At 70.9% G+C, this 11533-nt stretch carries 12 protein-coding genes and 2 tRNA genes; 10 read left to right on the forward strand and 4 right to left on the reverse strand.

Going from position 1 to position 11533, the window contains the following annotated elements; all coding sequences use genetic code 11:
• From FNH05_RS20710 to FNH05_RS20745, 8 genes are all read left to right on the forward strand, one after another.
• Positions 1 to 467 (forward strand): alpha-hydroxy-acid oxidizing protein (locus FNH05_RS20710; RefSeq protein ID WP_186382653.1); only part of this gene is annotated, 467 nt, incomplete at its 5' end.
• Positions 468 to 503: 36 nt separating this feature from the next.
• Positions 504 to 1280: a GntR family transcriptional regulator gene (locus tag FNH05_RS20715; RefSeq protein WP_144590368.1), complete on the forward strand. Its 777-nt coding sequence runs from the start codon at positions 504 to 506 to the stop codon at positions 1278 to 1280.
• A 276-nt stretch (positions 1281 to 1556) separates the two neighbouring features.
• Positions 1557 to 2660 carry a TIGR03364 family FAD-dependent oxidoreductase gene (locus tag FNH05_RS20720; RefSeq protein ID WP_144590369.1) on the forward strand — a complete coding sequence of 368 codons (1104 nt, stop codon included), beginning with the start codon at positions 1557 to 1559 and terminating at the stop codon, positions 2658 to 2660.
• Positions 2657 to 3334 (forward strand): phosphonatase-like hydrolase, encoded by a 678-nt coding sequence (locus FNH05_RS20725; protein ID WP_144590370.1) that lies wholly within the window; start codon positions 2657 to 2659, stop codon positions 3332 to 3334. Before FNH05_RS20720 ends, FNH05_RS20725 begins: the two co-directional genes overlap by 4 nt.
• Positions 3331 to 4368 (forward strand): 2-aminoethylphosphonate ABC transporter substrate-binding protein, encoded by a 1038-nt coding sequence (locus FNH05_RS20730; protein WP_186382654.1) that lies wholly within the window; start codon positions 3331 to 3333, stop codon positions 4366 to 4368. The genes FNH05_RS20725 and FNH05_RS20730 overlap by 4 nt, the downstream gene beginning before the upstream one ends.
• Entirely contained in the window at positions 4365 to 5477 is a 1113-nt protein-coding gene (locus FNH05_RS20735; protein WP_144590371.1) for an ABC transporter ATP-binding protein, read from the forward strand. The genes FNH05_RS20730 and FNH05_RS20735 overlap by 4 nt, the downstream gene beginning before the upstream one ends.
• Entirely contained in the window at positions 5447 to 6280 is an 834-nt protein-coding gene (locus tag FNH05_RS20740) for a 2-aminoethylphosphonate ABC transporter permease subunit (RefSeq protein WP_144590372.1), read from the forward strand. Before FNH05_RS20735 ends, FNH05_RS20740 begins: the two co-directional genes overlap by 31 nt.
• Positions 6258 to 7055, forward strand: a complete 798-nt coding sequence (locus FNH05_RS20745; protein ID WP_144590373.1) for an ABC transporter permease — start codon at positions 6258 to 6260, stop codon at positions 7053 to 7055. The genes FNH05_RS20740 and FNH05_RS20745 overlap by 23 nt, the downstream gene beginning before the upstream one ends.
• A 50-nt stretch (positions 7056 to 7105) precedes the next feature.
• Here the strand turns inward: FNH05_RS20745 and FNH05_RS20750 are convergent, their stop codons facing one another.
• From FNH05_RS20750 to FNH05_RS20760, 3 genes are all read right to left on the reverse strand, one after another.
• Positions 7106 to 7411 (reverse strand): antibiotic biosynthesis monooxygenase family protein, encoded by a 306-nt coding sequence (locus FNH05_RS20750; protein ID WP_144590374.1) that lies wholly within the window; start codon positions 7409 to 7411, stop codon positions 7106 to 7108.
• Positions 7412 to 7510: 99 nt separating this feature from the next.
• Positions 7511 to 9865 (reverse strand): arylsulfatase, encoded by a 2355-nt coding sequence (locus FNH05_RS20755; protein ID WP_144590375.1) that lies wholly within the window; start codon positions 9863 to 9865, stop codon positions 7511 to 7513.
• A gap of 275 nt (positions 9866 to 10140) precedes the next feature.
• On the reverse strand, positions 10141 to 10554 hold the full coding sequence (locus tag FNH05_RS20760) for a nuclear transport factor 2 family protein (protein WP_144590376.1): 414 nt from the start codon (positions 10552 to 10554) through the stop codon (positions 10141 to 10143).
• Between the two features lie 88 nt (positions 10555 to 10642).
• Here FNH05_RS20760 and FNH05_RS20765 point away from each other — a divergent pair, with 88 nt between their 5' ends.
• Positions 10643 to 11083, forward strand: a complete 441-nt coding sequence (locus tag FNH05_RS20765) for a MarR family winged helix-turn-helix transcriptional regulator (protein ID WP_144590377.1) — start codon at positions 10643 to 10645, stop codon at positions 11081 to 11083.
• 112 nt (positions 11084 to 11195) lie between these two features.
• On the opposite strand, the gene FNH05_RS20770 is transcribed toward FNH05_RS20765, so the two are convergent.
• A tRNA-Pro gene (locus tag FNH05_RS20770) sits at positions 11196 to 11272 on the reverse strand.
• Between the two features lie 78 nt (positions 11273 to 11350).
• On the opposite strand from FNH05_RS20770, the gene FNH05_RS20775 reads away from it, so the two are divergent.
• Positions 11351 to 11421: transfer RNA gene (locus FNH05_RS20775), tRNA-Gly, on the forward strand.
• Positions 11422 to 11533 lie beyond the last annotated feature (112 nt).

The raw sequence follows: 11533 nt of genomic DNA on the forward strand, positions 1-11533 counted from the left end.
CCTGGGAGGACGTGGCCTGGCTGCGCGAACGGTGGGGCGGGCCGTTCCTGCTCAAGGGCGTGACCCGGGTCGACGACGCGAAACGCGCGGCCGACGCGGGGGTGACCGCGATTTCGGTGTCCAACCACGGCGGCAACAACCTCGACGGCACGCCCGCCCCGATCCGGGTGCTGCCCTCGATCGCCGAGGCCGTCGGCGGGCAGATCGAGGTGCTGCTCGACGGCGGGGTGCGGCGCGGCAGCGACGTGGTGAAGGCGCTCGCGCTGGGGGCGCGGGCGGTGCTGATCGGACGTGCCTCCCTGTGGGGGCTGGCCGCAGGCGGGCAGGCCGGGGTGGAGAACGTGTTCGACATCCTGCGCAGCGGCATCGACTCCGCGCTGCTCGGCCTCGGCCACCAGTCCGTCCACGACCTCACGCCCGCCGACGTGGTGATCCCGCCCGGCTTCACGCGCACCCTCGGCGCTTGAGCCCGTGTCCTCCCGGGGCCCGTAAGCTCGAACTCCGTGACCAGGCAAGTGGCCAGGCGGGGACAGGCGGGGGACGGCCCGGTCCATGCGGGCATCCCCGAGCACGGCCGGGTTCCGCGGTACTACGCGGTCAAGGTGCGGTTGCTCGACCTGCTCGGCGAACTGGGCGAGGGCGCCGTCCTGCCCACGGAACGCGAACTCGCGGAACGGTTCGGCTGCTCGCGCGCCAGTGTGCGGCAGGCCGTGGGCGATCTGGTGCTGGAGGGCAGGCTGCGGCGGCGCCAGGGCAGCGGCACCTTCGTCGCCGGCCCGAAACTGGTGCAGCCGCTCGCGCTGGTCAGCTACACCGAAGGGCTCCGGCGGCAGGGGGTCGAGCCGGGGCGGTCGCTGGTCACGCTGGAGCGGGTGACCGCCGGGGAGACCCTCGCCGGAGAGCTGCGGCTCGAACCGGGCGCCGAAATGATCCACATCGAGCGGGTGCTGCTCGCCGACGGCGAACGGGTCGGCCTGGAGTCCACCTACCTCGTCGCCGACCGGTTCCCCACGCTGCTCGAGGTGTTCGACCCCGAGCAGTCGCTGTACGCGTGCCTGCGGGACAAACTGGGCGTGGTGTTCGCGGGGGCGGAGGAGCGGGTGGAGACCATGCTCGCCACACCCAGGGAGGCGCTGCTGATCGGCACGAACCCGGCGCTGCCGATGCTGCTGATGCACCGCGTGTCGTGGGGACCGGACGGGGTGCCGTTCGAACGCGTCCGCTCGCTGTACCGGGGAGCCCGCCTCTCCTTCACCACCCGCCTCGGCCCCACCCCCTGACGGCGAGTCCCGGCAAGTCGGCGTTTGTGTCCCACCTTCCTGCGCTTGTGTCCCACCTTCCTGCGCTTGTGTCCCACCTTCCTGCGCTTGTGTCCCACCTTCCTGCGCGAGCGTGGGACACAAACGCCGGAGCGTGGGACACAAGCGGGTACCGGCCCCTGGCCGAGACGACCGCAAGCGGTAAGATCACGAAGCGATAACTCATCCAGTCCAATTTTCACCCGGCGTTGTCCCTGAGGTCACGGGCCATTCATGGCGACCGGCGAGGGTCTTGGCGTGCGAATTCTCATCGTGGGCGGAGGGGTGCTGGGCACCCTGCACGCCTGGCAGGCCGTGCGGCGCGGGCATGACGTGCTGCACCTGGAACGCGAGCCCGAGGCGAGGGGCGCTTCCGTGCGCAACTTCGGGCTCGTCTGGGTCAGCGGCCGCGCGCCCGGCGCGGAGCTGACCGCCGCGACGCGGTCCCGGGAACTGTGGGAGGAGCTCGGCGCCCAGGTGCCCGGACTCGGCTTCCGCGCCAACGGTTCACTCGCCGTGCTGCGGACCGAAGCCGAGCACGCCGTGGCGGCCGAAGCGCCCGGTGACCGCGGCTTCACCCTGCTCGACGCCGCCGAAACGCGGCGACTCAACCCCGCTCTGCGAGGCGACTTCCTCGGCGCGCTGTGGTGCCCGCGCGACGCGGCGGTGGAACCGCGGACGGCGCAGCCCGCGCTGCGGGCGTGGCTCGCCGGAACCGGCCGCTACACCTGGCTGCCCGGCCGCGAGGTCCGCGACCTCACCGGACAGGGCGTGCTCGACGACCACGGCGAGCACCACGAGGGCGACCAGGTGCTGCTGTGCACCGGCGCCTGGCTCGGCGGGCTCGTCCGGGAACTCACCGGCGATCTCCCCGTGCGCCGCGTCCGCCTGCAGATGGCCCAGACGGAGCCGCTGGGCGAAACGCTGACCACCTCGGTGGCCGACGGCGACAGCTTCCGCTACTACCCCGCCTACCGAGGCCCGGCGCTGGACGCGCTGAACGAGCGGCAGCCACAGCCGCCCACCGCCGCCGCCCACGCGATGCAGTTGCTGATGGTGCAGCGCCTCGACGGCGGCCTGACCATCGGCGACACCCACGACTACGCCGAACCGTTCCCGTTCGACGTCACCGAGGAGCCCTACGAGCACCTCAGCCGGGTTTCGGAGGCGATCCTCGGCCGCCCGCTGCCCCGGATCGTGCGCCGCTGGGCCGGGGTCTACGCGCAGACGACGGACCCGTCGCGGCTCGTGCACCGGAAGCAGGTGGCCGGCAACGCGTGGCTGATCACCGGGCCCGGCGGCCGCGGCATGACCTGCTCGCCCGCCATCGCGGAGGACACGGCCGTGGCGGTGGGCCTGTGAACACCGAACTCGCCGTGCTGGACATGGCCGGGACCACGGTGGCCGACGACGGACTGGTCGAACAGAGCTTCACCGCGGCCATCGCCACCGCCGGGGTGTCCGAATCGGACGATCGCTATCCGGCCATGCTCGACCACGTCCGGCGCACCATGGGCCAGTCGAAGATCACCGTGTTCCGCGCGCTGCTCGGCGACGAAGCGGCGGCGCAGCGGGCCAACACCGAGTTCCGCCGCCACTACGAAGGACTCGTCGCGGCCGGTCACTGCGCCCCGGTCCCGGGAGCCGAGGAGGCGATCCGGCTGCTGCGGGCCTCCGGCACGAAGGTCGCGCTGACCACCGGGTTCGCCTCCGGCACCCAGCAGGCGCTGCTGGACGCGCTCGGCTGGCAGGACCTCGCCGATCTGGCGCTGGCCCCCGGCCCCGGGGTACGGGGCCGTCCCTTCCCCGACCTGGTGCTCACCGCGGTGCTGCGCCTGGAAGTCACCGACCTGCGGCGGGTGGCCGTAGCCGGCGACACCCCGTCCGACATCCTCACCGGCCTCCGGTCGGGCGCCGCGGTCTCCGCCGGGGTCCTCACCGGAGCCGCCGGCCGCGACGCACTGCTCGCGGCCGGTGCCACCCACGTGCTCGATTCCGTCGCATCCCTCCCCACCCTCCTCGGAGTCCCCTCATGAAGATCCAGAAGAAGGCCGTGATCGCGCTGGTCGGGCTGCTCGCCGCGGTCCTGTCCGCCTGCGGCGGCACCGCGGGCGGCTCGGCCACGGGCGGCAGCACCGTCACCGTGTACACAGTGGACGGACTGGAAGACTGGTACACCCAGCGGTTCGACGAGTTCAAGGCGCAGACCGGGATCACCGTCCAGGTGGTCACCGCGGGCTCCGGCGAGGTCGCGTCCCGCGTGGAGAAGGAGAAGAGCAACCCGCAGGCCGACATCCTGGTCACGCTGCCGCCGTTCATCCAGCGGGTGGCGGACGAGGGCCTGCTCTCCCCCGTCACGATCGCCGGTGCCGAGAAGGTCCCGGCCGGTGAGCGCGATCCGCAGGGCCGGTACACCGCGATGATCGACAACTACCTGTCCTTCATCGACAACCCGAAGCAGGCCGTACCCGCCCCGAAGACCTGGGACGATCTGCTCGACGGCCGGTTCAAGGGCAAGCTCCAGTACTCCACCCCGGGTCAGGCCGGGGACGGCACGGCGGTGCTGATCCAGTTGCAGCACGTGTTCGGCAAGCAGGGCGCGCTGGACTACCTGGCCAAGCTCCAGGCCAACAACGTCGGTCCGTCCTCCTCCACGGGCAAGCTCCAGCCGAAGGTGGCCAAGGGCGAACTGCTGGTGGCCAACGGCGACCTGCAGATGAACCTCGCCGAGATCGACAAGAGCGGCGGCTTCGAGGTGTTCTTCCCCGCCGACGCCACCGGCAAGCGCTCGACCTTCGCCCTGCCCTACTACGCGGGTGAGGTCACCGGCGCGCCGCACGCCGACAACGCGAAGAAGCTGCTGGACTTCCTGTTCTCGCCCGAGGTGCAGGCCAAGGCGGCCGACGCCTACGGGCTGCCCGCCCGGGCCGACGTCACCGCGACCGGGCCGAAGGCGGACAAGTTCAAGGCCGCGCTGCAGGGCGTGGACGTGTGGCAGCCGGACTGGTCCCAGGTCCTGAACGACCTCGACGGCGACCTCGCCGCCTACAAGAAGGCCACCGGGCAGTGACTCTCGCGACTCTCGCGACTCTCGCGAGTCCCGCCGTCGAACTGCGGGACGTCTCCGTCCACTACGGACAGACCCGCGCGCTGGCGGGACTGGACCTGTCGGTGGCCCGCGGACAGACGCTGGCCTTGCTGGGCCCTTCGGGGTCCGGCAAGTCCACCGCACTGAAGGTGCTGGCCGGATTCGTCCGGCCCACCTCCGGCCGGGTCCTGCTCGACGGCGTGGACATCACCGGCCTGCCCCCGGCCCGCCGCGGGCTCGGCGTGGTGGTGCAGAGCTATGCGCTGTTCCCGCACCTGAGGGTCGCCGACAACGTGGCCTTCGGGTTGCGGGCCCGCCGCAGGCCCCGCTCGGAGGTCCGCGAGCGCACGCGAGAGGCCCTCGAGCTGGTCGGGATGGCGGACTACGCGCGCCGCTTCCCCCGGGAACTGTCCGGCGGGCAGCAGCAGCGGGTCGCCATCGCCCGCGCACTGGCGATCCGGCCCCCGGTGCTGCTGCTCGACGAACCACTGTCCGCATTGGACGCCGCACTGCGGGAGGACATGGTCGCCGAGTTGCTGCGCCTGCGCGCGGAACTGCCGGACACCACTCTGGTGTACGTGACGCACGACCAGGGCGAGGCGCTCGCGCTGGCCGACCACATCGCGGTGATGCGGGACGCCAGGCTGGTCGAGACGGGGCCGTGCGAACGGCTCTACCGCCACCCGGAACATCCCTTCACCGCACGGTTCTTGGGCGCGGCGAACCTCATCCCGGTCGAAGTGCTGGGTCCGGCGGGCGAGGGAGCGGTCACCGTCCGGCTCGGCCCGCGCGAGCTCACCGCCACCACCGCCGCGGCCGCGGCGCGGGCGGACGGCGGCGAAGCCGTGCTGGGCGTGCGGCCGCACCACCTCGCGGTGCACGCGCCCGGCGCCGATCTTGTTCCAGCGACGCTGAAAGGTGTGCAATGGCGGGGCAGCGGCTATCGGCTCGACCTCGAGCTGACGCTGGGCGGGCGGTCGTGCCCGGTCCGCGCGGACGTGCCGGACGACCACGGCCTGCCGGGGATCGGGGAGCCGGTCGGAGTGTCCATTCCGGACGGTTGTCCGCTGGTCCCCGCCGAAGCGGGCTGAGCGGACCAGGCGCGCTGTGGGTGCTGCCGCCGCTGGCGGTCGTGCTCGGCCTGTTCGGCTATCCGCTGGCGCTGGTGATCCGGCAGTCCTTCGAACCGGGCCGCGGGGCGTCCGGAGCGTCCGCATGGGGCGCGATACTGGGTTCGGCGGAGTTCCGGCAGGCCGCGTGGCGCACGTTCGCGCTTGCGCTCGGCACCACCGCGGGCTGCCTGCTGCTGGGCACGTTCCTGGCGCTGGTGATCGCTTTCGTGCCGTTTCCCGGGGCGCGGACGGTGTCGCGGCTGATCGACACCATGCTGGCCTTCCCGTCGTTTCTGATCGCGCTGGCGTTCACGTTCCTCTACGGCAGCGCCGGGGTGTTCCACGCCGGCGGGTTCCTGTACTCGTTCTGGGGCGTGCTGTTCGCCGAAATCACCTTCTCCACGCCGTTCGTGCTGCGTCCGGCGCTCGCCGCGTTCGGCCAGGTCCCCGGCGCCCAGCTGGAGGCGGCGGCGAGCCTGGGCGCCGGGCCGTGGCGGGTGGTGCGGCAGGTGGTGCTGCCCGAGGCGGCCCCGGCGCTGGTGGCGGGGGCCTGCCTGACCATGCTGCTGGCGATGAACGAGTTCGGCATCGTGCTGTTCATCGGTGCGAAGGACGTACTGACCCTGCCCGTGCTGATCTACACCAAGGGAATCGTCACCTTCGACTATCCGGGGGCCTGCGTGATCGCCGTGGTGCAGGTGGCTTCGGCACTGGCGCTCTACGGCCTCCACCGCTGGATCTCGGGGAAGGGAAGAAACGGTGCTGCTGTGGGGAAGGCGTAGCAGGCTGGTGCTGTGGGCGATCTTCGGTGTGGTGTTCACCGTGATCGTGCTGGCGCCGTTGGTGATGATCGTGCTCGCGTCGTTCGCGGGCTCGTGGACGGGCACCCTGCCCAGCAGGCTCACGTTCGAGCACTACGCCGCAACCCTGTCCGGGGACACGCTCGCGAGCCTGTCGGTGAGCGTGCAGACCGGGGTGATCGCCTCGGCGGCTTCGGTGCTGCTCGGCACGTGGGCCGCGCTCGCCGTCCGCGCGGCGCGGCCCGGGCTGCGGCGCGTGGTGGACGCCGTGTTCCACCTGCCGATCGCCGTTCCTTCGGTGGTGCTGGGGCTGGCGCTGCTGGTGGCGTTCAGCCGGCCGCCGGTGCTGCTCAACGGGACGCGGTGGATCGTGCTGGCGGGGCACCTGATGATCGTGCTCCCCTTCACCTACAGCACGGTTTCGGCGGCCGAACGGCGCGCGGACCCGCTGCTGGCCCAGGTCGCGGGCAGCCTCGGGGCCTCGGCGGCGCGGGTGCTGCTGCGGGTGCGCCTGCCGTTGCTGCTGCCCGCGATGTCCGCGTCGGCGAGCCTGGCGCTGGCGATGTCGCTCGGGGAGCTGGGCGCGACCATCATGCTGTACCCGCCGGACTGGCGGACCCTGCCGGTCGGGATCTTCGCGCTCGCCGACCGTGGCCAGCCCTCCCTCGCCTCGGCGGGCACGGTGGTGCTGCTCGTGGTCACCCTCGCCGGGGTGACGGCCGCGGGCCGCGCCCGGGGCCGCGCCACCGAGCGCTGAGGCCGCGCGGGAGGGCCGTGAGGGGACCCCTCACGGCCCCGGCCACCGGTTCAGCCCGCGATCTCGGTGACGGTGTCGAAGGTCTCCACCACGGAAGCACCCGTGGTCGGGTTCTCGGCGGCGCCCTTGTGGGCGGCACGGAAGGACTCGGACCCCATCCAGGCGCGGAAGGCGTCCTCGTCGGTGAACTCCATCACCGACACGTAGGGCTGACCGGGCTTGGCCGGGCGCAGGAGCGTGGACCGCAGGAGCCCCGGCACGCCGGGCAGGGTGGCGTTCATGCTGGCGCTGAAGCCCTTCTCGAAGCCCTCGGCCATGCCCTCGGTGACCTCGATGCGGTTCATGACGGTGTACATCGGCTGGGAAACCTCCTCCGGCGGCGGCGATCCGCACGCCAGCTTGTCGACATGATGTCAGCATCATAGCGAGTTTGCCGACACGACGTCGGGAAGAGGTCAGTCGATGATGAACCAGCCGCGAACCTCCGCCTCGTGCTCGACATAGCGTTCGCCGGAAACGTCCACCACCACCCGGTCGATGGTCCCTCCGGTGAACCGGAACGGCACCGGGTAATCCGGCGTGACGGGAGAGCCGTCGTCACGCCCCACGCAGATACCGTCCCCCGTGGCGTTGAAGTACCCGGGCTGCGTGGTGATCTTCGCGTCGCCCACGGGCTGGTCGTCGATGTAGAGCGTGAGCGTGCCGGTGGCCCCGGGCATCTCGGGATCCTCGCTCCGCCCGGTGGCCGTGAACTCGGCGGCGAAGACGTGCGGCCCCGGCGTGATCTCCCGGTCGGAGTCCACGGCCTGCAGGACGCTGCCGACCCAGTTGAACACGTAACGCAGGCGCCGGTCCTTGACGTAGAGACTGTGCCCGCCCGCGACACCGCCGTGGGCGTACAGCACACCCTCCGCCTCCGGCTCGGCGATCTTGACCCCCGCGGAAATGGTGTAGGACCGCCCGCTGACGAGGACACCGGCCTGCTCCGGAACCGCCGGGCAGTCGGGGTAGTACACGTACCGGTTCCGGGGCGGGGTGCCATGCGGACGCTCGACCAGGCTCTGTTCGAGCGGGGTACGGTCGTCCAGCGGCAGTCCGTGGTACCTCCCGGCGTAGTAGAACCACAGTTTCTGCAGCAAGCCCAGCCGCTCCGGCTCCCGCTCCGCGAGGTTCTCCGCCTGTGCGCGGTCGCTGGGCAGGTGGTAGAGCTCCCAGACGTCGCGTTCGTAGTTCCGCCAGCCCGACAGCGGCGGGTGGACGCTGTTGGCCAGCCACCCGTCGTGGTAGAGGGAGCGCTGCCCGAGCATCGCGTAGAACTGGGACTGCTTGCCGGGCGCCGAAGGATCGGTCAGCGAGGCCGCGAAACTCTCGCCCTCGATCGGGCTCTGCGGATGCCCCTTGATCGTCTCGGGCGGTTCGATGTCCAGCAGTTCGTACAGCGTCGGGACGACGTCGACGGCGTGGACGTACTGGCCGCGCGCCTCGCCCCGGGCGTCGAGCCGGGCGGGCCAGGCCACCATGCACATGTCCGCCACGCCGCCCTCGTAGCCCGCCCAGCGCTTCCAGTACGGGAACGGGGTGTCGAACGCCCAGGCCCACCCGGTGTTGTAGTGGTTGTAGGACTTGGGGGTGCCGAGCTCGTCGATGTGCCTCAGGGACAGCTCGGCCGGGCTGGGCAGGTTGTTGAAGAAGCGCCACTCGTTGAAGGTGCCGTCCGGCCCGCCCTCGCCGCTGCCGCCGTTGTCCGAGACGACGACGATGATGGTGTTGTCCAGCTCTCCGGAGGCCTCCAGGAAGTCGATCACCCGGCCCACCTGGTCGTCGGTGTAGGACACGTACCCGGCGAAGACCTCGGCCATGCGGACGAACAGCCGCCGCTCGCCGTCGCTGAGCGAATCCCAGGGCCGCACGGTGTCCAGCAGCGGCCAGGGCTGCCCGTCCGGCCCGGTGACCGCGGGCTCGCCGTGGGGGTTGATCGGCGAAAGCCGGGTGTTCTCGGGAAGCAACCCGATTTCCTTCTGCCGCCTCAGGATTCCGGGGCGGATCGCCTCGTAGCCCTCGTCGAAGGTGCCCCGGTACCGGTCGGCCCACTCGCGGAAGACGTGGTGCGGCGCGTGCGCCGCGTCGAGCGCCAGATAGAGGAAGAACGGCTTGTCCGGCTGGACCACCTTGGCGTCGCGGATGAACTGGATCGCCTTGTCGGAGAAGTCCTTGGCGATGTGGTAGCCCTGCTCGGGTTTGGCGGGTGCGTCGACCGGATGGTTGTCGGAGACCAGGTCCGGATACCAGCAGCTCGACTCGCCGCCGAGGAAGCCGTAGAAGCGCTCGAAACCCCGCCCCAGCGGCCATCGCCCCTTGTAGGCCGCGACATTGGTCTCGTCGCCCGGCGTGAGATGCCACTTGCCGATGCAGTAGGTGTTGTAGCCCCGTTCCACCAGGACCTCGGACAGGAAGCCGTTCTCGAACGGGATGCGGCAGGAGATGCCGGGAAACCCGGAGCCGAACTCGGCGATCGTGGCCATGCCGTTGGAGGTCGCGTTCCGGCCGGTGAGCAGCGACGCCCGCGTCGGCGAGCACAGCGCCGTGGTGTGGAAGTTCGAATAGCGGACCCCCAGGTTCGCGATCCGGGTCATGACGGGGGTCTGCACGGGACCGCCGTAACAGTCCATCGTCCCGTAGCCGACGTCGTCCCACACGATCATCAGCACGTTGGGTGCCCCCGCGGGCGCCTTGGGCGCCAGGTAAGGGGTCCAGTCCGGCGTCGAATCCCGGATGTCCACCGCGATCTTGCCCCGAAAGCCCCTGGCCATGATGGGCCTCCCTCCGTGAGCCGGTCGGGCCGACGGCATTGCGGGGTCTGGGACATCGCCGTAGGGCCCACTATCACACAGGCCCTCCCCCACCCGGCGGGTGAAATCGGCCGGGCTCAGAGACCACGGGCCACAACCGGGCACCGAGGTGATACTGCAGCCCTGGCGACAGCACCAGCCAAGCCCGCGAAGACGGCCCGGAGCAAACACGCCCGATCTTGGCCACTCCCCAGGAAGCCGGTAACTCCAGGCACGACCGGCTTCCCGGAGGGGGATCAGCCCTCGCGTGTCCAGGCGGGCACGATCCGCATCTCGCGGAATCGCCATCCCGCGGCCGTCCGTACGGCGGTGGAGGTCATTCGCAGGCCACTCGTGAAGTGGGGCGCCTGGCCGCTGCGGTAGAAGTACACGAGCGAGTTCGCCGAGGCGGCCGCCTGATCGCCGTCGACGTCCACCAGCAGGTCGGTGGTCACGTGCTGCGAGCGCTGCCCCTCGACCTCGGCCTGCCGCATGAAGCCGACGACCTTGTCGATGCCGCGGAGTTCGCCCCCACGCGGCGAGTGCACCGCCACATCGTCGGCGTAGACGGTGTCGGCGTCCTCCCAGCGCCCCTCGTCGAGCAGGCGCGCGAAGCGGGTGAACAGGTCGGCGATCTCGATACGGTCGGCGACCAGCGTGTCCGTGGACATGCATCCCTCTTTCGTTGGTAATGCCAACATTGGTGCCGCCAACTGTACACCTATTCATTGGGGGCGCCAACGATGTAGAGTGACTGCCGTGGAAAAGACACCCGCACGCCTGACCACGAAGCCGAGCTGGCTACTCAACCAGTTGGCGGTGCACGCCCACCGGCTGGCGTCCGACGGCTTCGGTGAGCTGGGTGCGCGCGGGTACCACTACCGCATCCTGGCCGCACTGGACGAGTTCGGGGTGGCCAGCCAGGCCGAACTCGGTCGCCGGTGCAACATGGACCGCAGCGACGTGGTCGCGGCGATCAACGAACTGGCCGGGCAGGGTTTCGTCGAGCGGACGCCGGACCCGGAGGACCGAAGGCGCAACCTGGTGACCCTCACCAAGGCGGGCGATCGGCAACTGCGCCGCCTGGACCGGGCGCTCGACCGGACACAGGACCACCTGCTCGAACCGCTTTCGGCCGAGGACAGGCAGGACCTGACCCGGCTGCTCACCCGACTGTTCCTGCACCACCAACGGGGGTGAGGACGCGGCCCCCGGCCCTGAGCGAGCGCCGCGTCATTTCATCTGCACCGAGAGCATGGCCGGAAGCCCCTCAGGCCCGGACTCGCGAGCGAGCCGGGACCAGACCTACGACTGGTCGGGATGACAGGATTTGAACCTGCGACCCTCCGCTCCCAAAGCGGATGCGCTACCAAGCTGCGCCACATCCCGGTACGCCCCGGGTGGGGCGTTGCGATCACTCTAGCGCGGCCCGCTAGACTACCTTCGCGCACGGTTCACCGAGCGCATGCGGGCGTAGCTCAATGGTAGAGCCCCAGTCTTCCAAACTGGCTACGCGGGTTCGATTCCCGTCGCCCGCTCCGAGATCGGCACACCCTGCTCACGCTGCGCGTTTCGCCTGGTCTCTGCGCCATTCTCCCCGGGGGTCGACCCCCGGACCCCCGCCAGGGGGTGAGCCCCCTGGACCCCCCG

The organism is Amycolatopsis rhizosphaerae, assembly GCF_007713715.1.
In the GTDB taxonomy this organism is placed as follows: domain Bacteria; phylum Actinomycetota; class Actinomycetes; order Mycobacteriales; family Pseudonocardiaceae; genus Amycolatopsis_E; species Amycolatopsis_E rhizosphaerae.

Excerpts from the sequence above, each read along its gene's own strand:
- FNH05_RS20730 (WP_186382654.1), top strand. The coding sequence starts at position 3,331 with ATGAAGATCCAGAAGAAGGCCGTGATCGCGCTGGTCGGGCTGCTCGCC.
- FNH05_RS20750 (WP_144590374.1), bottom strand. The coding sequence starts at position 7,411 with ATGTACACCGTCATGAACCGCATCGAGGTCACCGAGGGCATGGCCGAG.
- FNH05_RS20755 (WP_144590375.1), bottom strand. The coding sequence starts at position 9,865 with ATGGCCAGGGGCTTTCGGGGCAAGATCGCGGTGGACATCCGGGATTCG.
- FNH05_RS20760 (WP_144590376.1), bottom strand. The coding sequence starts at position 10,554 with ATGTCCACGGACACGCTGGTCGCCGACCGTATCGAGATCGCCGACCTG.